21 protein-coding genes are annotated in these 25,608 nt (G+C 59.7%); 9 read left to right on the top strand and 12 right to left on the bottom strand.

Annotated features, from left to right (window positions below; genetic code table 11):
• The first annotated feature begins 191 nt into the window (after positions 1–191).
• Positions 192–3,314, top strand: a complete 3,123-nt coding sequence (locus MHY22_RS02425) for a DEAD/DEAH box helicase (protein WP_239277911.1) — start codon at positions 192–194, stop codon at positions 3,312–3,314.
• A 93-nt stretch (positions 3,315–3,407) separates the two neighbouring features.
• On the top strand, positions 3,408–4,700 hold the full coding sequence (locus MHY22_RS02420; protein WP_239277909.1) for an Nramp family divalent metal transporter: 1,293 nt from the start codon (positions 3,408–3,410) through the stop codon (positions 4,698–4,700).
• Between the two features lie 14 nt (positions 4,701–4,714).
• Here MHY22_RS02420 and MHY22_RS02415 read toward each other — a convergent pair whose 3' ends face one another.
• A complete protein-coding gene (locus MHY22_RS02415; protein ID WP_239277908.1) occupies positions 4,715–5,956 on the bottom strand; it encodes an MFS transporter in 1,242 nt (413 codons plus the stop codon).
• Positions 5,957–6,068: 112 nt separating this feature from the next.
• On the opposite strand from MHY22_RS02415, the gene MHY22_RS02410 reads away from it, so the two are divergent.
• Positions 6,069–6,587 carry a hypothetical protein gene (locus MHY22_RS02410; RefSeq protein ID WP_236587076.1) on the top strand — a complete coding sequence of 173 codons (519 nt, stop codon included), beginning with the start codon at positions 6,069–6,071 and terminating at the stop codon, positions 6,585–6,587.
• On the opposite strand, the gene MHY22_RS02405 is transcribed toward MHY22_RS02410, so the two are convergent.
• The 3 genes from MHY22_RS02405 to MHY22_RS02395 all read right to left on the bottom strand — a co-directional run bounded on the left by MHY22_RS02405 (position 6,584) and on the right by MHY22_RS02395 (position 10,234).
• Entirely contained in the window at positions 6,584–7,426 is an 843-nt protein-coding gene (locus tag MHY22_RS02405) for a hypothetical protein (protein ID WP_005327533.1), read from the bottom strand. The two genes, MHY22_RS02410 and MHY22_RS02405, sit on opposite strands and share 4 nt — an antisense overlap.
• A 174-nt stretch (positions 7,427–7,600) precedes the next feature.
• Entirely contained in the window at positions 7,601–8,449 is an 849-nt protein-coding gene (locus MHY22_RS02400; RefSeq protein WP_239277907.1) for a DNA primase, read from the bottom strand.
• 81 nt (positions 8,450–8,530) lie between these two features.
• The gene (locus MHY22_RS02395) at positions 8,531–10,234 is read right to left on the bottom strand and encodes a carboxylesterase/lipase family protein (RefSeq protein ID WP_239277906.1); all 1,704 of its coding nucleotides are present in this window, start codon (positions 10,232–10,234) and stop codon (positions 8,531–8,533) included.
• A gap of 116 nt (positions 10,235–10,350) precedes the next feature.
• On the opposite strand from MHY22_RS02395, the gene MHY22_RS02390 reads away from it, so the two are divergent.
• Together MHY22_RS02390 and MHY22_RS02385 are read left to right on the top strand one after the other, a co-directional pair.
• Positions 10,351–11,085, top strand: a complete 735-nt coding sequence (locus MHY22_RS02390; RefSeq protein ID WP_239277905.1) for a hypothetical protein — start codon at positions 10,351–10,353, stop codon at positions 11,083–11,085.
• A gap of 159 nt (positions 11,086–11,244) precedes the next feature.
• Complete coding sequence (locus MHY22_RS02385; RefSeq protein WP_239277904.1) at positions 11,245–14,985, top strand: multifunctional oxoglutarate decarboxylase/oxoglutarate dehydrogenase thiamine pyrophosphate-binding subunit/dihydrolipoyllysine-residue succinyltransferase subunit; 3,741 nt, start codon at positions 11,245–11,247, stop codon at positions 14,983–14,985.
• A 452-nt stretch (positions 14,986–15,437) separates the two neighbouring features.
• Here the strand turns inward: MHY22_RS02385 and MHY22_RS02380 are convergent, their stop codons facing one another.
• The gene (locus MHY22_RS02380; RefSeq protein WP_239277903.1) at positions 15,438–16,178 is read right to left on the bottom strand and encodes a hypothetical protein; all 741 of its coding nucleotides are present in this window, start codon (positions 16,176–16,178) and stop codon (positions 15,438–15,440) included.
• Positions 16,179–16,283: 105 nt separating this feature from the next.
• Between MHY22_RS02380 and MHY22_RS02375 the strand changes: the two genes are divergently transcribed.
• Positions 16,284–17,414, top strand: a complete 1,131-nt coding sequence (locus MHY22_RS02375; RefSeq protein WP_239277902.1) for an Mrp/NBP35 family ATP-binding protein — start codon at positions 16,284–16,286, stop codon at positions 17,412–17,414.
• Positions 17,415–17,419: 5 nt separating this feature from the next.
• On the opposite strand, the gene MHY22_RS02370 is transcribed toward MHY22_RS02375, so the two are convergent.
• The 3 genes from MHY22_RS02370 to sigE all read right to left on the bottom strand — a co-directional run bounded on the left by MHY22_RS02370 (position 17,420) and on the right by sigE (position 19,171).
• Positions 17,420–17,968 carry a twin-arginine translocase TatA/TatE family subunit gene (locus MHY22_RS02370; protein WP_239277901.1) on the bottom strand — a complete coding sequence of 183 codons (549 nt, stop codon included), beginning with the start codon at positions 17,966–17,968 and terminating at the stop codon, positions 17,420–17,422.
• Positions 17,969–17,991: 23 nt separating this feature from the next.
• Positions 17,992–18,441, bottom strand: coding sequence for an anti-sigma factor (locus MHY22_RS02365; RefSeq protein WP_239277899.1), 450 nt, complete (start codon positions 18,439–18,441; stop codon positions 17,992–17,994).
• 85 nt (positions 18,442–18,526) lie between these two features.
• Positions 18,527–19,171, bottom strand: a complete 645-nt coding sequence (gene sigE, locus MHY22_RS02360) for an RNA polymerase sigma factor SigE (RefSeq protein WP_239277897.1) — start codon at positions 19,169–19,171, stop codon at positions 18,527–18,529.
• A gap of 151 nt (positions 19,172–19,322) precedes the next feature.
• Here sigE and MHY22_RS02355 point away from each other — a divergent pair, with 151 nt between their 5' ends.
• The gene (locus MHY22_RS02355) at positions 19,323–19,970 is read left to right on the top strand and encodes an O-methyltransferase (RefSeq protein WP_239277896.1); all 648 of its coding nucleotides are present in this window, start codon (positions 19,323–19,325) and stop codon (positions 19,968–19,970) included.
• Here MHY22_RS02355 and glgC read toward each other — a convergent pair.
• On the bottom strand, positions 19,967–21,184 hold the full coding sequence (glgC, locus tag MHY22_RS02350; protein WP_239277895.1) for a glucose-1-phosphate adenylyltransferase: 1,218 nt from the start codon (positions 21,182–21,184) through the stop codon (positions 19,967–19,969). The two genes, MHY22_RS02355 and glgC, sit on opposite strands and share 4 nt — an antisense overlap.
• 109 nt (positions 21,185–21,293) lie before the next feature.
• On the opposite strand from glgC, the gene glgA reads away from it, so the two are divergent.
• Together glgA and MHY22_RS02340 are read left to right on the top strand one after the other, a co-directional pair.
• The gene (gene glgA / locus MHY22_RS02345) at positions 21,294–22,448 is read left to right on the top strand and encodes a glycogen synthase (RefSeq protein ID WP_239277894.1); all 1,155 of its coding nucleotides are present in this window, start codon (positions 21,294–21,296) and stop codon (positions 22,446–22,448) included.
• A gap of 12 nt (positions 22,449–22,460) precedes the next feature.
• Entirely contained in the window at positions 22,461–23,903 is a 1,443-nt protein-coding gene (locus tag MHY22_RS02340) for a GH32 C-terminal domain-containing protein (RefSeq protein ID WP_239277893.1), read from the top strand.
• Between the two features lie 352 nt (positions 23,904–24,255).
• On the opposite strand, the gene MHY22_RS02335 is transcribed toward MHY22_RS02340, so the two are convergent.
• The 3 genes from MHY22_RS02335 to MHY22_RS02325 are packed head-to-tail and all read right to left on the bottom strand — an operon-like array spanning position 24,256 to position 25,605.
• Positions 24,256–25,122 (bottom strand): methyltransferase domain-containing protein, encoded by an 867-nt coding sequence (locus tag MHY22_RS02335; protein ID WP_239277892.1) that lies wholly within the window; start codon positions 25,120–25,122, stop codon positions 24,256–24,258.
• A 9-nt stretch (positions 25,123–25,131) separates the two neighbouring features.
• A complete protein-coding gene (locus MHY22_RS02330) occupies positions 25,132–25,299 on the bottom strand; it encodes a DUF3117 domain-containing protein (protein WP_005323535.1) in 168 nt (55 codons plus the stop codon).
• 12 nt (positions 25,300–25,311) lie between these two features.
• The gene (locus tag MHY22_RS02325) at positions 25,312–25,605 is read right to left on the bottom strand and encodes a DivIVA domain-containing protein (protein WP_239277891.1); all 294 of its coding nucleotides are present in this window, start codon (positions 25,603–25,605) and stop codon (positions 25,312–25,314) included.
• Between the last annotated feature and the right edge of the window lie 3 nt (positions 25,606–25,608).

The following is a 25,608-nucleotide window of genomic DNA, read 5'->3' as shown; positions in this document are numbered from 1 at the left end:
TCAATCCAGTCTCCAATCAACAGGGATAAAAATTTAGACTGCGGGGATTGCTCTTCTTAATTGAGACCAAAGAACTCTAGTGAATGCCATGCCTCAAAATCACTGAAGGGCAACACCGCCTGGAGAAAAATTACTTCGCCAATCCTTGAATCAGCCAATTTGCATTTCGTAGCATTTAGAATTTGGTCATTATGAGTACTAACCCTGACTCTTCCCTACCTTTCGGCGTTTACGAGACCCCTATTACGGCCCGAATCCGTGAACGCATGAACGAAACGTTAAACCAACATCCTGCTGCAGGATTCGGTATTGGAAGAAGCTCCGATGAAGAAGCTCATGGCCGCTATACCTCGGCGGTTTCACAACACATTGGTTCACTTCTAGAGCGACGGCTATACGGTTTAAAGTCACCCGAAGACCGGGTTGCCCTAATCAACAACATCGCGCTTCTACTGGGTGAAGATGAAGAGATTGATTCCGAAGAACTCCTCTACGCCGTATACAACTCCGGATTGGCGGACCCTCCCCTGCTTCCGGATGTTTCACTCACCAAGAGTGCACTATTCACTAACGCCCAAGGAGAATCTAGTTTAACCAGCGAAATCGAGAGAGAAATCAAAACTGCTGATTCGGTTGATCTGCTCTGTGCGTTCATCAAGAACTCCGGCATCAGCGTTCTTGATAGACAACTCGAGTACCTTCGCGATAACGAGATCCCTTTCCGGCTACTCACTTCTACCTACTGCGGTGCATCCGACGCAGCAGCGCTCAAGCGATTGGTTGAGAAATATCAGGCCGAAGTAAAGATTTGCTATGAGCACAAATCCACTCGCCTTCATGCCAAAGCTTGGCTGTTCCGCCGAAAATCCGGGTTCGATACTGCCTTTATCGGCAGTTCCAACCTTTCCCGATCTGCTCTCGTCGATGGTTGGGAGTGGAATGTCCGCGGGTCCAATACCGCGACTCCTGAAGTAATCGATAAGTTCATCAAGACTTTCGATAGCTACTGGCACGACAGTCATTTCAAGACCTTCGACCCTAATCGCGACATGGAGAGACTCGAGCGGTCTCTTCGCGTCGCCAAGGGTGGCGAAAACTCCGGGGCGCTTCGCCAACTGGAGTTATCTGGCCTTGAGGTAACTCCTTACCCCTACCAAGAAGAGATGCTCGAGGCGCTACGCTCAGAGCGTGAGGTAAAAGATCGACATAGGAACCTCCTGGTTGCTGCTACAGGAACAGGAAAGACGGTAGTTGCCGCATTGGATTACCGGAACCTATGCGAACAATGGAAGCGACGCCCTCGGCTGCTTTTCGTTGCACACCGGAAAGAAATTCTTCAACAAGCCCGCCGGACATTCCAGGAAGTGCTTAAAGATGCGGACTTTGGCGAGCTGCTAGTCGACGGCGCTCAGCCTCGCCGCTGGGACTATGTGTTCGCCAGCGTGCAATCTCTCAGCGCTTCCCGTTTACAAAACCTAAGTAGCAACCATTTTGATGTCGTAATAATCGACGAGTTTCATCACGCACAAGCCCCCACTTATAAAGCACTTTTGGACCACCTCCAGCCACAAGAGCTCCTGGGTTTAACGGCAACACCAGAACGTGGTGATGGAGAAAACGTCCAGAAATACTTTGACTATCGCGTAGCTCATGAACTTCGTTTGTGGGATGCATTGCGTCTACAGCTTTTAGTCCCCATGCATTACTACGGGATTGCCGACGGAACGGACCTTTCCTCATTGACATGGAGCCGAGGCAAAAAGGACTACAACACCGAAGAGCTCTCCGAGTTCTACATCAAAGCGGGAGAAAAGCGCACCCGCTTCATTGTTAACGAGCTAAACCGACGCATCTTCGATCTCTCAGAGATGAAAGCTATCGGCTTTTGCGTCACGATTGCCCACGCAGAATATATGGCGCGGCAATTCCAGCAATTTGGAATCCCAGCGCGAGCTGTCACAAGCGATCTCACCGCCACCGAGCGTGCTCGGGCCATCAAAGATCTGGAGACTGGCGACGTCAAAGTCCTGTTCTCTGTAGATATATTTAATGAGGGCGTTGATATTCCTTCTGTTAACACCCTTCTTTTGCTCCGCCCGACACAAAGCCCTGTGGTCTTTCTACAACAACTGGGTCGTGGTCTTCGTCTATCTCCAGGCAAGGACTCCTGCGTCATTCTCGATTTCATTGGACAGCAGCACGTCGATTTTGATTTTGAGCGAAAATTCCATGCCTTAACCCGGAAGCGGGGCAAGCGCTTAGCTGAAGAAATTGAGCAGGGCTTCCCCACCACCCCACCGGGTTCGCATATCCAGTTCGACCAATCGACGACCGAGCAGGTTCTCCGAAACGTTAAGAAGGTCTCACGAAATTCCTTACGGAAAGTGCGTGCATTGCTCTCTGAAATTCGAACCACGAATCTCAAAGAGTTCCTTGAGGATTCTAACCTGCAACTAGAGGATATCTACCGCCCGTCGAAATATTCGTGGACACGGCTTCTTCGAGAAGAAGGCCTACTAGAGCAAAAGGCCGATGAGACCGAATCATTTCTACTTAACAGAATTCGAGTCTTCCTTCACGTCAACGATCCACACCGAATCGATGCCTATCTGCGCATCCTTTGCACCCCAAGTCTTCACTACGCCGACATGGAGCCGTCCGACCAGGCCTTCACCCGAATGCTCGTACTCGGATTCTGGGCAAACTCAAATTCTCCGCACCCTGGATCCTATGACGCGGCCTTGACGATTTTGCGCCAGCATCCACAAGTTGCTTGGGAATTGGAGCAGGTTATGCGACTGAGCAGTGACTCCTCACGCATCGTTCCACAACATAGCGATAGTTCAGTTTTGGAGACGCATGCGGATTACTCGTTGGCCGAGCTTATTGGTGCTTTAGAGTCGGGAAGCCTTCACCAGCTTGTAAACCTGCCACGCGAAGGTGTGAAATATTTTCCCGATATCAACACTGATCTTTTCTTGGTGACGTTTCAAAAGGACGAGCAAGTCAGTGCCTCCACGAATTACCGAGACTATCCAATAGCACCCGATCTGTTGCACTGGGAATCTCAATCGACAACGACTTTGAAATCAAAGGCGGCTAGGCGATATATCGGCCATCAGGAGCGAGATGGAAAAACTCTCATTGCCTCGCGCTTTACCAAGAAAAACAAAGTAGGGACAGCGAGCGCATATACCTACCTCGGTGCAGTGGATTATGTTTCCCACCATGGAGAAAAGCCAATTCAATTTGAGTGGAAGCTCCAGAGGTCAATGCCCAAGGCTCTCTATGCTGCGGGAAGAACGGTGGCTTAAATCTCCGCTCGAGGAATTGAATTCCTCGTTTTCCTGATACTAGACAGCACTCTCCCTATAGTGATTAGAAACACAATCAATCGAGAGGGTGCTATGAGCCAGACCAGCGAATCGAATTCCGCCCGGCCTGCAGGGGGCAAGCACGACACAGAATCAACCGACCAGACAAGAGTGAAATGGACCCTGGTCGGTCCGGGGCTAGTTGCGGCCGCAACAGGCGTCGGCGCAGCCGACCTAGTTGCCACCATGATTGCCGGTCAACGCTATGGCTACGCACTCCTTTGGGCGGTCATTATCGGAACAATTATGAAAATTGTGCTGGTCGAAGGCGTCGGTCGGTATAGCCTTGCTACCGGAAACACGATGTTCCATGGCTGGCGCGAGTTGGGACGGTGGACTTCCTGGTATTTTGCCCCTTATATCGTTATTTGGGGTCTTGTCTACGGTGCTGCATCGATGTCCGGCGCTGGTCTCGCTCTTAGCGCTCTTTTCCCAGGTACCAGCCTAGAAATGTGGGCAATTATTGCCGGAATATCCTGCTTTACTCTAACTTGGCTTGGGCGGTATCAGCTTTTCGAGAAGCTATCAGCCATCTTGGTCGGAATCATGTTTGTCACCGTGGTGGGTATCGCAGCCATTACGGCCCCGAACCTTCCCGAAGTTATCGGCGGTTTGGTACCGCAGATTCCGGATGGCTCCTTCGTCTACGTGTTGTCCATCGCCGGCGGAGTGGGCGGCACAATCACGCTTGCCGCTTATGGCTACTGGCTGCGAGAAAAGGAATGGTACACACCGAAATGGATGCAGGTCATGCGCATGGACAATGCGGTGGCATACGCAGTTACCGGAATTTTTGTGTTAGCCACACTCGCGCTGGGTGCTGAACTCCTCTACAGCGCCAACGTCGCGGTCTCCGATAATGATCAGGGTCTCGTTGATATGGCGGACGTACTAGAGGAACGCTACGGGACTTTCATGTCCAAATTGTTCATCGTCGGGTTCTTCTCCGCCGCGTTCTCTTCCTGCCTTGGTGTTTGGAACGGTGTATCCCTGATGTTTGCCGACTACATCGGTCACCTCAAAAAGATCCCGCAAGGCGATCCCCGGACCAGTACTGGTGGAAAGTATTACCGCGCTTACCTCATCTGGCTAACTTTCCCACCAATGCTGCTTTTGCTCCTTGGAAAGCCAACCGGACTCATCATCGCCTACGGCGTCCTGGGCGCATTGTTTATGCCGTTCTTAGGCCTTACCCTCTTGGTCCTGCTGAATACCAAACACACCCCGAAACAATGGAGAAACGGCTGGATCGTCAACACCTTGATGGCGGTAATCTCCGTTGCCTTCGTTTACCTTTGCGTTTCCCAATTGGCTGAAATTCTCTAGCCGAGAATAAGTGCCTACTTCTCCTGCGGAACTCGCTTCGGCTTGTTCCCCACCCCGGCGTGCGGGTCGCGGCTGAATGCCCAGGCAATGATGCCGATGAAGGCGATGGCACCGCAGACGGTGAAGGCGAGGGGGAAGCCGGAGGCGTCGGCAAGCAGGCCAATGAGCATGGGGCCCAAGATTTGGCCGAAGTCTCCGGCCATCTGGAAGGTGGATAGCACCTTGCCGCCGGAGCGGTCATTGCCCACGATGTCGCCCACCGCGGCCTGCTGGGAGGGGTTGATAAGCCCGGAAGAAGCGCCGGCGAAGGCAGAGACGAGCAGGAGGAACCACACGCTGGTGGCCATGCCCATGAGCACCATGAAGATGGCGGAGCCGACGAGGCCGATGAGGATAAGTGGTTTGCGGCCGTGGATATCGGACCACTTGCCGGAGAACTGCAACACGATGGCGTTGCCGGCTGCAAAGACTGCGAGCGCCAGGCCGGAGGCGGCCGCGCCATTGTGGAAGATGGAGGCGGCAAAAAGCGGCAGGACGGATACGCGCACTCCCATGTTGATCCAGCTATGGGCAAAGTTGGAGGTCAGCACCGCGCGGTAGGCGGTATCGCCCCAGGCCTCCTGCAGGCGCATGGGCGGCAGCTTATCCTGGCTGGCCTGCTTGTGGTTGACGCGAGGCATTTGCCACCAGACGACGAACGCGGCCAGTGCCACGCCCACGCCGTAGATGAAAAATGGCCATCGGAAACCCAGGAAGGACAGGCTGGCACCAAGAACCGGGCCGGCGACGTTACCGAGCAGGAAGGCCGTGGCGTAGGTGGCAGAGCACTTGCCGCGAATCGTCGGCGGAGACATGCGCACGATAAGCCCCATGGCGGAGACGGTGAACATGGTCGAGCCAATCCCGGCCAGGGCGCGCAGGGCCACGATGTGCCAGTAGCTTTGTGCAATGGAGACTAGACCCGTGGTCACCGCGACGGTCATGAGCCCGATAAGATAGACGCGGCGCGAGCCGACGCGATCCACAAGCGATCCGGACATGGGCGCGAAGATAAGGCGCGAGGCGGCGAAGATGGAGACCACTAGGCCCGCGGCAGCCATGGAGACATCGAAGCTCACCACGAACTGCGGAAGCAGCGGGGCGATAAGGCCATAGCCCAAAGCGATAATAAAGGCGGCCGTGACCATGACCCAGATTTCGCGCGGAATCTTGGGCGCTTCCTCGTGTTCTACTTCCCCACTGCGTGTATTCATCATATCGGCTGCAACTCTAATCCTTGGCGTCAGGGAAAGCCATTTGCGACTTATGTTCGAACATATGTTTGTTTTTGGTGGGGTTGTGTCCGCGTTGGGTTCTAGTGTGATGGCCATGCACAACGTACAAAAGAAGTTTCCCCAGCCCACCGCGATGAACCTGCCTCAGTCCGCTTCCGAGATTGCGGCGGACTTGCTCTACCACGAATATGACACCATCAATTCCATCGCCGCCATCATGCACCACCCGCGCTCCCTGGCGCGCCCTACTCCCACCTGGCGCCCACCGATAAAGCAACTGCCGACGCCCGCCGGTGGACCGGGCGGAGAGTATTGCATGAGCATTACCCGCCACCGCGTGGGTGCGCGCGTGAAGGCCCGCGTGCGTGGCTTTGGGCAAGACCGCATTCCGGCGTATCTGATTACCATCCGCATTACCGAGAACTTTGGTCAGCCGGTAGATCCAGCTGTGGCCGAGGGCTGGATACGCACGCTCGTGCCGGCAGAGATGGTGGGTGCAGTCCACGAGGTCTCCCGTGGCCCGAATGCCACTTATGTGTGGCTCGTGGATAGCTCCTATCAGCCGGTCCACTCCCCCGAGTCGCTCTTCGCCGGCTTCAGCCAAGCCGCCTAGGCGGTCGCTCGCTGTTGTGTTGACTGCGCAGATGCGTCTGACTCTGCATGCGGGTCAGGCGCGTGGAGCACCTTCTTCATCACCTCGTGGTTGAAGGTCACCGTATAGTGGCGGGCGATTGCCTTTGGCATAAAGCGCAGGACCAAGCAGGCGATGAGGACGGTAAAGACCTTATCCAGAATGTCCGAGGTAAGGCCCTGCAAGATGATGGCCAGGCGCTCGTCTTGGACGATCATCTCGTAGAACTTGGTGAGGTTTTGTGGCCCCTTGCGTGGGTGACCACTGAAGGAAAAGATGAGTACGTACACGCTCATCACGCCGGAGCCGATGCCTATTCCGAGGCCGGAGAAAATGATCCAGGACAGCTTGTTGAATACCCCGCGGCGAGCCAGCAGGCCTACTGCGGCACCGATAAAGATACCTACGGGCGCAAAGGCGAGATTATAGGCAAAGTACGCTCCGCCCAATACGGTGGTGGTAAGCCCCGTGGCCATGCCGAGCACGGGACCGGCGATGATGGCGACGATGGCGGTGCCGACAGCATCGAAGAACATCGGCACCTGCGTGCGCACCGTCAACGAGCCCAACAGCAGGTTGATGGAGGCGCCGAAGATCGGATACAGGAGGATGCAGTTAGGCACCAGCCCATGCTGCGAGGTATATAGCAGCACCGCGGCCGCTAGGAGGAGGACCCAGACGCTGGCGGTCAGGTAGGACTCGAAAGTCATATTTACCGTGGAGTACACCCCAAAGACGGTGCATAACCACGCGGCAAGCGAGAGTGCCACGGCTACTACAACAAAGACGTAGCGCCACGTGGTATCGCGGGTCATCGCCATGGTCTTCTCCTCCTCACAAGGCTAGGTTTAGGGCGGATTTCCAGCTGCAGGCTGGGGATGCCCTAAAGCCTAATTGGCGGCGCGCGAAAGTAGCAACACAAAAGGGCCCCTAAAACGGGAAAGGCCCAGCCTGGCCGCGGAAGGCGGCGGGGCTGGGCTATGGGGAGGCGGGGGCTATTTTTCGTCGGCTGCGGGGGCGGCGGATTCGTCGTCCAGGTCGGCATCGTCGCCGTCCAAGTAATACTCATCTTCGTCCTCGTCGTCTTCGCCGAAGATGTCGTAGACATCGGGCTCTTCGTAGTCTTCGTCATCGAAGGAAACGAGCTGTGCTTCCCAGTCCAGGGCCTGCTCGGAGACGAGGCCTAGGACATCAAAGAGGCGATCGAAGTCGGTGTAGGTGCCAAGCTCAAGGGCCTCGGCGGGAACCTCCACGATGGGAACGTCATCAAACTCGGCGTTATCAAAGAGAGCAAGGCGGTCAGCCTCGTCGAGGTCCTCATCCTCTTCGTCCACTTCCCAGGCGAGGGCGACTGCCTCATCCTCCATGTCATCGAGATCGTCTTCGTCGAAGTCAAAGGCGAGGAAGCGGACGATGGCGGACGGGACGCCGTCGATGGTTTCCACGAGCACGCGCAGCTCCGAGTCATTGGCCACTTCAGCCACGACGAGGTGCGGGTTGAGCTCATCTTGGGCAAATTCTAGTTCCGCGATGCGCTCATCGGTGCCCTCCAGCAGGTCACGCAGGACGGTGACCACCTGGTCGGTGGCGATGTGGCGGGACACCGCCTCCACGGCATCATCTACAGAGAAGGCGACGGAGACAAGGACTGCCTCAAATTCTTCATCGTCTTCATCAACATCCGCCGCGGCAATGTAGACGTTCGCGGCGGGGAGAAGCGGATCGATTTCAATAAATTGGATTTCCAGATCAGAGGTGATTGGAACGAACATGACGTCGTCGTTGACGCGGGACTCGATGCCCTCGGCATCCAATGCAGAAGCAATATCTTCGAAAAAGCTCATGGTGGTTTAAAATCCATCCTTCGGAAGCAGAGGTTCCCACGGTAGGCAAGCCGCCGCCCGCGGTCACTGTGGAGTCTACCGTTATTCCCACCCGGATGGTTGGAAGCCCAAAGATCTCACCAGCTCCGGGCGCCCACTTCCCCACTCCAACATGTGGTATCCCTCCCAGGCTTGTCGCTTGAGCTCATGCGGCGCATGCTCAATATAGGCCTCGGCATCGAAGATCATGGTGGCGCGCTGAGTGGACCCGTAGCGTGGCCAGCTCATCTCCGGGCGGCCGCCATGGATGAAGGCAGACCAGTGTTGCTGCATGGTGGCGGTAAGTTCTTCCATCTCCGCACGCGAGCCCCAATTGGTAAGGAAAGACGCGCGCGAGGAGTAAGGGTCACCGAAGACATTGCCCAGCTCCATCGAATGCATGGCTCCTAGGCCCAGCCACTTGAGCACGGCAGAGGCGAAGTCGAAGCGATACATCCACGTTGGTGCCGCCTGCGCATGCGCGGTGGCGATGCGGGTGGAGGGTGCCCAAAAGAGGGCGTCGGCAAGCAGGTGCGCAAAGTCCTCCCGGGCCACCGCGCCGTCATAGGCGGCCACGACCTCGGGGGCGTGCTGGGGATCGAAGGAAGCCAGAAGGCGCAAGGCGGCGCGCTCGCGGGAGCTTTGGCGCTGGAAGAGGAATTTGCCAAAACTAGCCTCGTCCGAGTTCGTGCCGATGAGCAGCGGAATCTGGTGCTGATGCCCGTTTTCAAAGGCGGCGATGGGGTGTTCCGGAATGAGCTCATCATCCACCGTGGGCGCGTAGCAGGAATTGAGGTGAATGAGCTCGCCGGCCCGCCACATCATGGATTGACCCGAGCGCACCAGATCGGCAAAGTTCTCCTGGCGCAGGTCCTCCACCGAGGTGCGCCGGGGCAAGGCCATGCGGTGGACCAGCTCGCGCGCCCACAAGGTGGACTGGGCGCGGGAATGGATCATCGCAATCGGCGGGGACTGGGCAATGGCGCGGTGGAATAGGCCCTTCGCGGGCGGGCTCGTCATAAGGGTGAGAACCGCCGCGCCGCCGGCCGATTCGCCCATGAGGGTGACGGAATCAGGATCGCCGCCAAAGGCCGCGATATTGTCGCGCACCCACTGCAGCGCCAGAATCTGATCGGCCACCGCCGGGTTAGCGCTGCAGTCGCCGCCCAGGCTGCGCAAATCCAAATAGCCCAGGGAGTTGAGGCGGAAGTTAATGGATACGTAGACCACGTCCATGCGAGTGGCGAGCTCAAAGCCGCGGAGCATGAGCATATGGGACGAGCCCATAATGAAGCTGCCTCCGTGCAGGTAGACCACCACGGGAAGCTTCTCTTCGGTGCGCGGGCGCACGATGTCGAGGTGCAGGCAGTTCTCGGAGCCGATAATACGGTCGGTCCAGGAATACGTGGGCTGCGGGGCCGGTGGTCCGAACTGGCTGCAATCACGCACGCCATCCCAAGCCGGTGCGGGCTGCGGGGCGCGGAAGCGGTTGTCCCCGGCGGTGGTATCGCCGAAGGGGATGCCGCGCCAAGTGAGCACCGGACCGGCGCTAATGGGGCGATCGGTGCGCAGGTCCTCCTCTATAACGCCGCGCACCCACCCGGAGGTAGTGCGGACGGTGAGCTCATCGGCCAGGGCGTTTTGGGCCTCTTCGTGCGCGCGGCGGGCGCGTTCGTGGGCCTGCTCCGCTTTCAGGCGCGCCGCCGCGGAAGACTCTTCCAGAGGGAAACCCCCGGAATCGCGGTTGTTCTCGTGCGGCGTAACCATACTCACTAGCTTAGGTTGCTTGCACGCCCTCGGCGATCTCAAAGCGGCGCGGCGGCGCATAAATAGAGCCTTTACTATGCTGGGCGCAGATAAGTTTTAGCAAAAGAGAAGGACACATGGGTTTCTTTACTAAAGACAAAAAGGACAACTCCGCCGAGGTCGACACCATCGATACCTATGACATCGATCCGGAAGATACCAACCGTTTTACCTCCGCGCTCCTCAATTCCTTGGACCGCGCAGTGGCCGTGCAGTCCGGCGTCATTATCAAGTACGTCGAGAACTTAAAGAAGCGCAATAAAGACGCGAGCCCGCAGCAGCTGCAGGAGCTCATTGACAAGCACTTCCTCAATATCACCTCCGGCACCGGTGCGGCCGCCGGTGCTTCCGCTGCCATCCCTGGTGTCGGTTTGGTAACCGGCACAGCTACCATCGCCGGCGAATCCGTGGTCTTCTTGGAGGCGGCCGCGTGGTACATCTTGGCTTCGGCCTACCTGCGTGGCGATGACATCAAGTCCCCCGAGCGCCGCCGCGCCCTTGTACTTGTGGTGCTGACCGGTTCGAAGGGCTCCGCTTTGGTGGATACCTTTGTGGGCGATCTCAATAGCGTGGCGGGCATGCGCTCGGCCGCTAGCCTCTCCCGCTTCTCCGGCCCGACGCTGTCTGGCATCAACGGCCGCTTGACCAAGCTTTTTACCAAGCAAATCACCAAGCGCCTGAAGTGGGCGTGGATCAGCAAGCTCATGCCCATGGGCATCGGCGCCGTGCTGGGCACCACCGCCAACCGCAAGTTGGCCAAGCAGGTCATCGAGCATGCCGGCGAGCAGCTTTCTCCCCTCACCCAAGCCTAGGGGTAGCCGGGAACCGTTAAGTGGGGCTATTGATACCCCTAACATAGTGAGTTTAGGGGTATGACCCGTATCATGTAGGCAGACTCTTTGGCGAGCGGCCTATGCGCTTGTCCAAAGGCCGCACTAAAGTCGAATAAACGACCATTTTAAAGCAGAGAAATGAGGCGAATACCTGCCGTGAGCACATCGAATATCTTCGGCCCCAACGCGTGGCTGATAGACGAGCAGTTCCAGCAGTACTCCAAGGACCCTAGCTCCGTAGATAAGGAGTGGCGCGACTACTTCGAGGCAAACGGCGCGCCTAAGTCTAAGGCCCCAGCCAAGGAGGCCGCGAAGAAGCCGTCTAAGCCTGCCGCAAAGAAGACTGAGGGTACTACTACCGCCCGCAAGCAGGAGGCCCGCGAGACTAACGTAGAAAAGTCCGTGACCAAGGCGCAGGAAAAGACCGCCAAGGCAAAGCAATCCGTAAAGAAGCCCGAGTCCCCGCTCGACCGCATTGCGGACTATAAGGGCGGCGAGGAGCGCCAGCTCAAGGGCATGTTCAAGGCCATTGCGAAGAACATGGAAGAATCCCTGGAGATTCCTACCGCTACCACCGTGCGCGATATGCCGGTCAAGCTCATGTGGGAAAACCGCTCCATGATCAATGACCACCTCAAGCGCACCCGCGGTGGCAAGATCTCCTTTACCCACATCATCGGCTACGCCATGGTTAAGGCCGTACAGCTGCACCCAGACATGAACGTGCGCTACGAGGAAAAGGATGGCAAGCCTTTTGTCATCCAGCCGGAGCACATTAACCTGGGCTTGGCAATTGACCTGCCGCAGAAGGATGGCTCCCGCGCGTTGGTCGTCGCCGCCATCAAGGAGTGCGAGACCAAGTCTTTCTCCGAGTTCGTTGAGGCCTACGAGGACATCGTTACCCGTTCTCGTAAGAACAAGCTCACCATGGATGACTTCTCTGGTGTGACCATTAACCTCACCAACCCAGGCGGCATCGGCACCCGCCACTCCATCGCCCGCCTGACTAAGGGCGCCGGCTCCATTATCGGCGTGGGCTCCATGGATTACCCGGCCGAGTTCGCCGGCGCTTCCGCGGACCGCTTGGCAGACTTGGGCGTCGGCCGCCTGGTTACCCTGACCTCCACCTATGACCACCGCGTCATCCAGGGTGCAGAGTCCGGCGAGTTCTTGCGCACCATTGGCCAGCTGCTTGTCGACGGCGCCTTTTGGGACGACCTCTTCTCCTCCATGGGCGTGCCTTATGAGCCGTTCCGTTGGGCACAGGACGTGCCGAACTCCGGCGTGGACAAGAACACCCGCGTCATGCAGCTCATCGAGTCCTACCGCTCCCGCGGCCACCTGCTGGCCGATACCAACCCGCTGGGCTGGATCCAGCCGGGCCTGCCTAACCCGGACCACCGCGACCTCGACATCGCAACCCACGGTCTGACCATCTGGGATCTGGACCGCACCTTCAATGTCGGTGGCTTTGGCGGCAAGGAGCAGATGACCCTGCGCGAGGTGCTCTCTCGCCTGCGCGCCGCCTACACCTTGAAGGTCGGCTCCGAATACACCCACATCCTCGACCGCGATGAGCGCGGCTGGCTGCAGGACCGCCTGGAGGCGGGCATGCCAAAGCCGACCAACGCGGAGCAGAAGTACATCCTGCAGAAGGTCAATGCCGCCGAAGCATTCGAGAACTTCCTGCAGACCAAGTACGTGGGCCAGAAGCGCTTCTCCCTCGAGGGCGCCGAGACCCTCATCCCGCTGCTGGATTCCATCATTGATACCGCCGCCGGCCAGGATCTGGATGAGGTCGTCATCGGCATGCCACACCGCGGCCGCCTAAACGTCCTGTTCAATATCGTGGGCAAGCCACTGGCCGATATCTTTGGCGAGTTTGACGGCAACTACAAGGGCGGCCAGCTCGGCGGCTCCGGTGACGTGAAGTACCACTTGGGCTCCGAGGGCCACCACCTGCAGATGTTTGGCGATGGCGAAATCAAGGTCACCCTTGCCGCCAACCCATCCCACCTCGAGGCCGTCGATCCGGTCATGGAGGGCATCGCCCGCGCTAAGCAGGACATCTTGGACAAGGGCCCAGAGGGCCACACCGTTGTTCCAGTCATGCTCCACGGCGATGCTTCCTTCACCGGCCTGGGCATTGTCCAAGAGACCATCAACCTGTCTCAGCTGCGCGGTTACACTAACGGCGGCACCGTCCACATCGTGGTTAACAACCAGGTGGGCTTCACCACCACCCCGGACTCCGGCCGCTCCACCCACTACGCCACCGACCTGGCCAAGGGCTTCGACTGCCCGGTCTTCCACGTCAACGGCGATGACCCAGAAGCAGTTGTCTGGGTTGGTCAGATGGCAGCCGAGTACCGCCGCCAGTTTGGCAAGGACGTCTTCATTGATCTCATGGTCTACCGCTTGCGCGGTCACAACGAGGCCGATGATCCGTCCATGACCCAGCCGGAGCTCTACTCGGTCATCGACGAGCACCAGGCAGTGCGCGAACACTACACCAACGACCTCATCGGCCGTGGTGACCTTTCCGCCGAGGACGCCGAGGCAGCCGCTCGCGACTTCCACGACCAGATGGAATCCGTCTTTGCTGAGCATAAGGAAGCCGGCAAGGCTCGCCCGAAGGAGCAGACCGGTATCACCTCCTCCCAGGAGCTCACCCGCGGCCTGGATACCTCGATTACCGCCGAGGAACTGGCTGAGCTGGGTGCCGCCTATGGCAACCCACCAGAGGACTTCGAGTACCACAAGCGCGTGGGCAAGGTAGCCAAGGAGCGCGAGAAGTCCTCCCGTAAGGGCGGCATCGACTGGGGCTGGGGCGAGCTCATCGCCTTCGGTTCCCTGGCTGGTGAGGGCAAGGTTGTCCGCCTGGCTGGTGAGGATTCCCGTCGCGGTACCTTCACCCAGCGCCACGCAGTCACCTTCGATCCACGCAACGGCAACGAGTACAACCCGTTGCACGCCGTCGCTACCTCCAAGGGCAACGGCGGCAAGTTCATGGTTTATAACTCCGCTCTGACCGAGTTCGCCGGCATGGGCTTCGAGTACGGCTACACCGTGGGCAACCCAGACGCTCTCGTGGCCTGGGAAGCACAGTTCGGTGACTTTGCCAACGGCGCCCAGACCATCATCGACGAATACATCTCCTCCGGTGAGGCGAAGTGGGGCCAGCTGTCCAGCCTGGTACTCCTCCTGCCACACGGCTACGAGGGACAAGGCCCGGACCACTCCTCCGCCCGCATCGAGCGCTACCTGCAGCTGTGCGCTGAGGGTTCCATGACCGTGGCTCAGCCTTCCACCCCGGCTAACCACTTCCACCTGCTGCGCCGCCAGGCACTCGGTGAGATGAAGCGCCCGCTGGTCGTCTTCACCCCGAAGTCCATGCTGCGCAACAAGGCAGCTACCTCCGCCGTGGAAGACTTCACCGAAGTCAAGCGCTTCCAGTCCGTTATCAATGACCCGAACTACGTCGACATCGACGGCAATAAGGTCGGCGATACCGACAAGGTCAAGACCATCATGCTGGTCTCCGGCAAGCTGTACTGGGATCTGGAAAAGAAGCGCGAGGCCGATGGCCGCGATGACATCGCCATCGTCCGCGTGGAAATGCTTCACCCGATTCCTTTCAACCGCCTGCGCGAGGCATTCGAGGCTTACCCGAACGCCACCCAGGTCCGCTTCGTTCAGGACGAGCCGGCCAACCAGGGCCCATGGCCGTTCTACAACGAGCACCTGCGCACCCTGATTCCGGATATGCCGGAGCTGGTACGCGTTTCCCGCCGTGCTCAGTCCTCGACTGCCACCGGTAACGCCAAGGTGCACCAGATTGAGCAGAAGAACCTGCTGGAAGAGGCCTTCGATATCTAGTCGCCTCTACCCCGTTTAAACCCCAGTGAGAACCTCCTCACTGGGGTTTATTCATGCCGACACCAGCATTAGTAAAGCTTCTGTTCTTGCTTCTGCCGGAGCACTCCCTCGGCGTTCTTGCCCTCTCACGTCTTTTCTCATCTCCGATTCCTTCGCGCTCACCAGCGGAACACTATTGTCTTGGCGGTCGCTTTCCCATGAGCGCCAAGGGAGCGGGTTAAGAATTAGCGCGCTTACTCGATATGTCCAATCGTGTCGCGGATGCTTGTCACTCAAACCCGGGAGCAATGAAAAGCACTAGCGTCGGAATTCACAAGCCCAGAATGGTTCCATATCGAGTCACACGTGTCCTTGATCCTGTGGAGGTGTTGGTCTGCCGGTTGCTAACCAGCGGGAGCTCCAAGTTGCCAACAAGCCCGGGAAACTCACACAAACCTGCCAATGGTCAAATATTAAGAACCAGTGAGATTCGACCCGCCGGAAGAATCGGAGTCGCCTTCTTCATGGGCAATGTCGACGCCGGAGGAATTCATCCAGGAGCGCACGACCTTCTCCGCGCTGGAGTCGTCGTTTTCTACCTCTTCGGCCATGTCAGAGAGATCTTTTTGGGTAAGGAACTTAGTCAGCGAGGCCACGGCCTGGCGCTCTTCGCGGTCGAAGAGATCGTCCTGATAGAGCACCACGAAATTCTCTGGCAACTCGGGCTCAGCCTCCTCGCAGCCGCTGGCACCGGAAGGCTCGACCGTGGTGGTATCCGTGGGCAAGCTCGACATGAGCGCAATGTGGGTCCGCGCCAGGTAGTCCTCCCCGCCGGGCTCAGAAGCTTTCTGTGCCTTCTTGTAATCCTTAGAAATCGCCCGCGCCTCACCGGGATTGAGGATATTAAGGAACGCGCCGGTGCAGCCCACATAGAAATTGCCGCCCGGGTTCATGGAACGCCCGCCCTTGGTCTCTTGGAAGATGTCTTCCTTCACAATGGACGCCTCGCGGCCCTGACCCATCAGCTCCTGGCGGTAGATCTCTGCAAGGACCAGCTGGTCGGTCTCATTGGTATCCACCAAGATGCCGATGGGCTCGCTCTGGGAGCTCTTAGCAAAGGGGTTGGTATCGAACTGGGAAGAGCAGCCGGTAAGCAGCGTTGCGGACAGCACCACACCGGCAATGGCGCGGGCGGGGCGGGCAAAGCTGCGCATAGCGATACTCTTCTCCTTTTAGTTAGCGGCACGTGAGCGTCTAGCTGATTCTACACCGAGGGTGTGTTTACCTCCTGTTGCGGCGTGACTAAGATGGCAAGGGTTATGTCTAGCGTTATTACTGAATCCGCCGTACGCGAGGCACTCTCCCGCGTCGAAGACCCCGAAATCGGCCGCCCCATCACCGAGCTCAACATGGTGAAGTCCGTTACCGTCACCGGTAATGACGTGGCCGTGGAAATTTACCTCACCATCGCTGGCTGCCCCATGAAGTCCACCATCGAGTCCAATACCCGCGCTGCGGTAGAGGATATCAAGGGCGTTGGAAACGTCACGGTGACGATGGAAGCCATGAGCGATGAGCAGCGTCGCGAGCTCAAGAAGAAGCTCCGCGGCGGCCAGGCCGAGCCGGAAATCCCATTTGCAAAGCCGGATTCCACCACTCGCGTTTTCGCGGTGGCCTCCGGTAAGGGCGGCGTGGGCAAGTCCTCCATGACCGTAAACCTTGCCGCAGCGCTGGTCCAGAAGGGCCTCAAGGTTGGCATTGTGGACGCCGATATTTACGGCCACTCCGTGCCTAACCTCTTGGGATGCACCGACGGTCCGACGGTGCTCGATGATGAGATGCTGCTGCCGCCGATTTCTCATGGCATTAAGCACATTTCCATCGGGCAGTTTGTGGAGGGCAATGCCCCAGTGGTCTGGCGCGGGCCCATGCTCCACCGCGCTCTGCAGCAATTCCTGGCTGACGTTTTTTGGGGCGACCTCGACGTCCTACTCTTGGATCTGCCACCGGGCACCGGCGACGTCGCCCTCTCCGTAGCCCAGCTCATTCCCAATGCAGAGCTACTCATTGTCACCACCCCGCAGGCCGCTGCGGCAGAGGTGGCAGAGCGCGCCGGATCCATCTCCCAGCAGACCCGCCAGCGCGTGGCCGGCGTAATTGAAAACATGGGAGCCATGGTGATGCCGGATGGCTCCACCATGGATGTCTTTGGTTCCGGCGGCGGACAGATTGTGGCCGATCGCCTAGGCGTCATCTTGGGCCACGAGGTGCCGCTGCTGGCATCCGTGCCGCTGGATCCCACTTTGCGCAGCGGTGGCGATGCCGGCACGCCGATTGTTCTCGATTCCCCCGAGTCCCCCGCCGCCCAACAGATTCAGGCGGTGGCCGATAAGCTGGCCATCCGCTCCGATTCCCTGGTGGGCAAAAACCTCAACCTAGGCGTGAACTAACCCCCCTAGGTTACATCGCCCCACAAGCCGCCGCCGGTGGATTCTTCCCCACTGCGTGGCGGCTTTTTCTCGGGCGCGGGCTGCTCCGTCGACTGGGAATCTTGGGGGCGTTGCTGGGGCTCTGGCTGCGGCTGCTCGGCATAGATCTGGGAGTAGTCGAAGCTCGGGCGCTGCTGCTGCGGTTGGGACTGCGGCTGTTGCTCCGGCTCCTGTGGCGCGGTAGCGGTCTTGACGTTTTCTGCCATTTTCTTGGGGTTGAAATCGTCCCAGGCGGAATCGTCGCCGTCGAAAAGCGCCTTAGTAATTGCACCCTTAGGGCCTAGGCGCGTCCACTGGGCAGCTTGGGTGAGCGGGCCGCGGATGTCATCGAATTCCGAGGTAATCGAGCCCATCTCGCCGTTGAGTTCCGCCTTGGCGTTATTGATAGCCTTGCGCGCCGCGTAGATGGCCGCGCGCACATCCTTAATCACCTCGGGCATGCGCTCCGGGCCGATGACGATGATGCCCAAGAGTACGATGACGAAAATCTCGGGCCAACCAATGGAAGAAAACACGGTTAAATACTAGTCCCTCACTCTTAGCCGCGCTGATTGTGCTTGATTGCGCGAACCACCATCTCCACCTTGTCCAAGAAATCCTGCTGCGGCCGGTACACAGGCGTTGCAGCATCCGGCCCGGGAGCAACCTCTTCGGTGGCAATGCCCGCGAGCTTTGCCAGCAGGGATTGCGGTGCCTTGACCTTCGCGGAATCCGCGCAGTGGCGAACCCACTCTGAGGCATGGCGCTGCTGGTGCACATCCGCGCGGCACTCGGCGCAGTGCACCAAATGGATGCGCACACGGTGCATGAATTTCGGTTCCATCTCCCCATCTACGAAGGCAACGACAGCCTCAGGGCCAAGGTGCCCGATGGTATCGCTGCGCCGAGCCTTGGCTTTCGCCTTATCGCGAGCCTTGGCCTGGGCAGTATCGAATCCGCCGCGCACGCCCAGCATGGACACGGGCCGGCGTCCTCGCAGCGAGTCCATCGACACCCTCCTCCACTAGTTGCTTGGCCTTCAGTGACACGGAAAGTCCCCGCCGGCAGCGGGGACTATGCAGTTTCTTTAAAGTTTAGCGCGCGGTGATTAAACGCGTGCGCAGCAGCATGCGGGTTTCCGCATTGGTTTGTGCTTCCTTTTCGAGTGCCGCACGCAGCTGCGAGCGACCACGGTGGATGCGAGAGCGCACCGTACCCATCTTGACGCCTAGGGTTTCTGCAATTTCGTCATAGCTCATGCCAACCACATCACACAGCACCACGGCCACGCGGAAATCGGGAGCCAGACCATCGAGCGCAGACTGCAGCGCCGGGTCCAAGTTGGCCACAGTATAGGCCTGCTCCGGGGTCATATCCGTGCCGGGCACGCGCTCATAATCCTCCGGCAGGGCCTCCATGCGGATCTTGGAGCGGTGGCGAACCATATCCAAGAAGAGGTTGGTGGTAATGCGGTGCAGCCAGCCTTCAAACGTACCGGCCTGGTATTTATCCAGGGAGCGGAAGACGCGCATGAAGGTTTCCTGGGTGAGATCCTCTGCATCGTGCTGATTACCAGAGAGTCGGTACGCCAAGCGATAAACGCCATCGGCGTGTTCGGCCACGAGATCACCCCAAGCGGGCATGTCGGCTTCGCCGGCATCGAACGCCGCGGTACCGGTCAACGCCGCCTCAGGGGTGGCGGGCTGAAGGGATTCGGCATCGCGCTTCGTTGTTGTCATGCATGTCATCTTTCTATACTTCAAAGTGAAACTCCAGCCACAGTGCTGATAATTTCCTGTGAGTCCGTCACATTATCCCCACCTACCACAACCTTGCTGGCTAGGCGCGTTTTTACCACATTTGCGAACACTTTTCCCTAAGGTTTATTACGTGACTACTACCGCATATGAAGCACTGCGTTCTTATATCGAGACCACCAGCGAGCCCTCCGCGGCCCTGCGTGGCGCGCGCGACCACGCCGATGAGTACGGTCTGCCCGTTCCAGATGAATCAACGGGCCAGCTGCTCACCACGCTGACGGCCGCCTCGTCCGGTTCTACCGAACGCCCCCAGTCCGTGGCGATCACCCCGGCCGCTAATGTAGTAGGCCTCTACCTGCTTGCCGGCATGCCCGATAATGGCATTTTGACCTGCATCGACCCCGAGGCTGAGCACCAGCGCAGCGCCAAGACCGCCTTCCGCGAGGCGGGCTATGCATCTTCACGCGGCCGCTTCCTGCCGTCTCGCCCACTCGAGGTCATGGGCCGCCTGGCTAATGATGCCTACCAGGTCATCTACGCCGACGTCGCCGCGCTCGAGCTCCCCGCCATCATCAAGGCCGCGTGGCCACTGCTGCACCAAGGCGGCACCCTGGTCTTGGCCAATTCTTTGCTCGATGGCACGCTTGCCGACGTCTCCCGGACCGACCGCGACACCGCCGCCGCGCGCGAAGCAGACGAGTACCTGCGCGAGCTCGAGGGCGCGAACGTCACCCGCTTGCCGTTGGGGTCCGGACTCACCCTCGTAACGAAGCTCTAGACCTTCTGGTTTTTGCCGACGACAACCACGCCGCCGTCAGAAACCTTGAAGCGCTCCTCATCGCGCTCGCGGTCCACGCCGATAATTGCGCCATCGCTGACGACGACGTTCTTATCGAGGATCGCGCGGCGCACCACCGCACCACGGCCGATGCGCACGCCCGGCAGGATGACCGATCCTTCGACCGTGGCGCCATCGGCCACGTGGACATCAGACGCCAGCACGGAATTGCGCACCGTGCCGCCAGAGACGATGCAGCCCGGCGCCACCATCGAAGACTGCGCGATGCCATTTTGCACGAACTTCGCCGGAGGGAAATTGGAGTCATCCGTGGAGTGAATCGGCCAATTCCGGTTATAGAGGTTAAAGATCGGATGCACCGAAATCATGTCCATGTGCGCTTCATAGAAAGAATCAATGGTTCCCACGTCGCGCCAGTAGCCGTGATCGCGCTCGGTAGACCCCGGCACCTCATTGGCCATGAAGTCATAAACATGCGCCTGCCCACGCTCCACAAAGTACGGGATAATATCGCCGCCCATATCGTGGGCCGAGTCCTCGTTCTTTTCGTCCTCCAAGAGGGCGTCAATAAGCGCCTGCGCCGTAAAGACATAGTTGCCCATCGAGGCATAGCTCATATTCGGATCATCCGGCGTAGCCGGTGGGTCCGCAGGCTTTTCCACGAACTCCGTGATGGTTCCCATGCCATCGGCCTGGATGCATCCGAACGCCGTTGCCTCCGAGCGCGGCACGCGAATGCCGGCCACCGAGCAATCCAGCCCCGTGGCAATGTGCTCTTCTACCATCTGCGCCGGATCCATGCGATAGACATGGTCTGCGCCGAAGACGATGACGTAGTCCGGATTCTCGTCATAGATGAGGTTAAGCGACTGCACAATGGCATCCGCGGAGCCGTTGTACCACCGCTTGCCGCGGCGCTGCTGGGCAGGCACCGAGGCAATGTACTGCGGCGTCGGCCCTGCTAAGTTCCACGCCTGGGAAATGTGGCGGTCCAGGGAGTGGGACTTGTACTGGGTCAGCACCGCAATCTTGAGGAAACCGGCGTTGACCAGATTGGACAGGACAAAGTCAATGAGGCGGTAGGAACCGCCAAAAGGCACGGCGGGTTTAGCGCGGTCTTCGGTCAGGGGAAAAAGACGCTTTCCCTCGCCGCCGGCGAGGACGATGGCTAGGACATTTGGCAGGCTTCTCACGTTTCCAAACCTAACCGCAAATCCCACATTTCGCAGCAGATATATGCACATTTCTACCCCCATCCCGTATTTCTGCACGCGGCACCAGAGATACGTATTCTGGGTGGGCATGAGAGCCGGAATCTTTTCCAAAGAATACCCGCCGGAAATCTACGGCGGGGCCGGAGTTCACGTAGCTGAACTCACCCGTTTTATGCGCGATATCATCGATGTCTCCGTGCACTGCATGGGCTCCCCGCGCGAAGAAGAAGACGTATTTGTCCACGGCGTGGACCCCGCACTTGAGGGTGCTAATGGCGCGCTTAAGACTTTGTCCACTGGGCTTCGCATGGCCGATGCCGCCTCCGATATCGACATCGCCCATTCCCACACGTGGTACACGGGTCTTGCCGGCCACCTCTCCGCCCAGCTCTACGATATTCCGCATGTGGTCACCGCCCACTCGCTGGAGCCGCACCGCCCGTGGAAGCGCGAGCAGCTCGGCGGCGGCTATGACGTTTCCTCGTGGTCCGAGAAGAACGCCATGGAATATGCCGACGCCGTCATCGCCGTCTCCGCCGGCATGAAGGACTCCATCCTTGATGCTTACCCACGGATCGACGCCTCCAAGGTCCACGTTGTCCTCAACGGCATCGACACCGAGCTGTGGCAGCCACGAGAGGGAGATGTGTTGGACAAGCTGGGCGTCGATAAGCAACGCCCCATCGTTGCCTTCGTCGGCCGCATTACCCGGCAAAAAGGCGTGAAGCACCTGTTGCAGGCGGCGCAGAAATTCGATCCGGATATCCAGCTGGTGCTGTGTGCCGGCGCGCCCGATACGCCCGAAATCGCGGCGGAGACCGAGGCGCTGGTGAATGAGCTGCGCGCCCAGCGCGATGGTATTTTCTGGGTCAAGGACATGCTCCCGCGCAACGAGGTCCAGCAGATTTACTCCGGTGCGGATGTGTTTGTTTGCCCGTCCATCTACGAGCCGCTCGGCATCGTCAACCTGGAAGCTATGGCCTGCGGCACGGCCGTTGTCGCCTCCAACGTAGGCGGCATTCCGGAGGTTGTGGTCGATGGCGAGACCGGTGTGCTGGTGCCATACGACGCCGCCGCTACCGCCGCCTTCGAAGCCGACCTCGCCGCCGCCGTCAATGACCTCGCCGTCGATAAAGAGCGCGCCGCCAATTTTGGCCGCGCCGGCCGCGAGCGCGCCATCCGCGATTTCTCTTGGGCTACCATTGCCGCCCAGACCGTCGATATCTACCGCAGCTTGATTTAAGGAAGGATAGCCGTGACAACTCACCGCCCCGAACTGCATTTTGTCCCCGAAGACGGCGTCCTCGACGCCCCCGCTGGTATCCTGCGCGACGGCGATACCTGGCACCTGTTCTACCAGTACCGCCCCACCGCGGACTCCCCTGCCCGCTGGGGACACACCTACTCCGAAGAGTCTCCCTTTGACTGGTTGGACTGCGACGATGTCCTCGCCCCCGTTGGCGGCGAGCTCTCCCTGCGCGCAGGTTCCGTAGCCCAAGGCCCGGACGATATCCACCTCTACTTCACCTCCGTGACCGCCGCCGGTATCGCCGTTCACCTCGCCCGCTACGCCGACGTGGACGAAATCTGCGAGGTCTCCGATGACCCCCAGGCCCTCGACCCCAATGTCGTTCGTTTTGGCGAGGTCGTAGGCAATACCCGCAACTTTGATCACTTCCGCTCGCCCTGCGTGGTGCCTGATTGGGCCTCCGAGGACCGCGATGCCGGCCACGATGGCTGGCTCATGCTAGCGCTCACCGGCCACTCCGACGCCCCGGTTCCCGTCATCCTCGAATCCGCCGATGGCGTGTCTTGGCACCTGCGCGGCGGCCTCAACTTCGACGGCGACCCTGGCTTCTTGGAAGGCGAGGTCCCCGCTACCTCGCCCATCCCACCGGTTGTCTCTCCTCGCTTGGTCCGCCTGCGCGATGAGGTAGACGGCAATATCTACGACGTCCTTTTCGTCACCCTAGAGCGCGGCGGCCGCGACGTCTCCGGCTACCTCGTCGGCCGGCTGGAGGGCACCACTTTTACCGTGGCCTCTGGCTTCCGCCGGGTGGACTTCGGCCATGATTTCTCCCGTCCGCGCAGTACCAACACCACCACCGGCACTCTCACCCCAGAGCAGCGCTACGAGCGCGCCGTCATCGTCGGCCTCCTCAACGGCAACGGCCGCGGCGACGACGCCACCGCGCACGCCTCCTGGGAGGCCGAAGGCTGGGCCAATGCCCTGTCCCTGCCTCGCCGGGTCACCCTCGAGGGCGGCGTCCTCTACCAAGCACCCGCCCGCGGCCTGCCCGATGCCGTCAAGCTGTCCGATTACGCCCGTTCCTGGACCGGCGTCATGGAGGTCCCTTCCGGTTCCTGCGTAACGGTCACGCTTCTCGACGGCGCCGGTGACCCCGCCGCCACCATCTGCCACTCCGGCGATGACATCAGCCTCGATCGCTCCATGAACAAGGCCTTCGACCACTGTTTCGCTGATTCCGAACCCGCCACCGCCACGCTTGCCGAAGGCGACTCCGATACCCTCACCATCATCCAAGACGGCTCCACCGTTGAGGTATTCGTCGACGGCGGCCTCATCGCGATGGCCTCTCGCGTCTACTTCGAAGGTGGCTGCTCCGGCCTGCGAGTCGAGACCTCCGGCGATGCCGTCATCGAGCAGGACTGGCAGCGCTCCGGTTCCAAGCTTTAACCCCAGCTCTCAGCGCCGCCTCACCCGGCCCGTCCCTCCCCACCCTTCGCGCTCACCAGCGCAGCCGCCCAGCGCGGTTACGCCTCTCCTGGTGAGCGGCAAGGGCGGGATTGCGCGTTTTCGGCCTCACTCCGCTAGGCCGCGTCTCCCCTCGCTCCCTCACACGCGCCCTTCGCGCTCACAGGGAAAAGCTGGGGCGTCGGCAAGCGTGTGCCGGTGAGCGGCAAGGGCGGAAACCTCCCCTCGCTCCCTCACACGCGCCCTTCGCGCTCACTGGGGAGACGAAAGAACCGCCCCACACGCTGCCGGTGAGCGCGAAGGGCGGTGAAGGTGGCTGCCGCAGGCCGGGGGCTTATACGGCGCGAAGGCGGTCCAGGCGGGCGCGGGCGGTGACCGTGAGCGTCGGGGGCAGTGCGGCCATGCGCTCGGCGAGTTCGCCGGCGCTGATGTGGCGCGCGGACGGGCTCATGCCGACCTGAGCGGCGACGGAGGCCTTATCAAGCTCGATGGGGAACGAGATATCGACCGGGTCCGCCGCCTGCTCGAGGAAGCCCTCGGCCTGCTCATACATGCGCTCGACCTTGCCCTCTTCAACGCCGAGGATGCCGAGCGGCTCGCGCAGCTCATCCAGGTGTCCGGCGCCCGGGGTCAAGACGATGACCTGGCCACCCGGGGCGAGCACGCGTTGGAACTCGGCGGGATTGCGCGGGGCGAAGACGACGGAGATTGCGTTGACGGACTCATCCCGGATGGGCAGGCGCTCCCACACATCGGCCACGACGGCACCGACGCGCGAGTGGCACTTAGCCAAGTGCTTCGCGGCGTGCGGGGAAATGTCGAGGCCGACGCCGCGGGCCTCCGCGATGGAGTCCAGAGTATGCGCCAGGTAGTAGCCGGTGCCGGCACCCACCTCGAGGAGGGAGGCGGGCGTGGACTCGGCCAAGGAGGCGGAATCCAGTGCGTCCTGGACGGCCCCGGTTACCGCCTCGACGAAGGGCGCGAAGTGGCCCATGGCCAAATAGGTCTCGCGGGCGTTGACCATATCCATGTCATCGCCCTTGTGCTTGAGCCCGGCGCCGGCGGCAAGGGTGACATAGCCCTGCTTGGCCACATCAAAAGAGTGGCCGGATTCCGAGACGAGTCGAGAGAAATCATCGGCACCAGAAAGCGCGGTGCCATCGTTGGGATCGGCCAGAATGTCGACGATATGAGAAAGCATGTACCTAGACTAGCTAGAAACCTCGGTCAACAGGGAACCGAGCTCGGCGGCCTCGTCCTTGCTCAGCTCGATGACGATGCGACCGCCGCCATCCGAGGGGATACGCATGACAATTTTGCGGGACTCCTCTACTGCTTCCATTTCTCCGCCCGTGGTGCGCGGCTTCATTGCTGCCATAGTGAGTCTCCTTTAGTTAACGTCTTTTCCTTCCAGCTTAGACCTTTTCTGCGCGGAAGATAGTTGTTCCTCCAGTTGCGCGAGGAGATCGTCCACCTGATCCTGGCGGTATCCACGGGGAACGACCTCAAATTTTACCTGGTCAAGGCGGCCTTCACGGAGGGCGGCGCGGTTATTTTCCTGCACCTTCTGCGGCTCGTCGAGCGGGTGCATGACCTCGCCGCGGCCAAAAATGGAGCCCCATACCCAGGTGCCGATGACGGTCAGGGCTATAAGGACGAGGAGGAGCATAATCCAAGACAGCATGGC

This window comes from Corynebacterium sp. ACRPO (genome assembly GCF_022347205.1).
GTDB lineage: Bacteria > Actinomycetota > Actinomycetes > Mycobacteriales > Mycobacteriaceae > Corynebacterium.
Note: the sequence above shows the minus strand (reverse complement) of the source record. Positions and strands in the feature narration are given on the sequence as shown.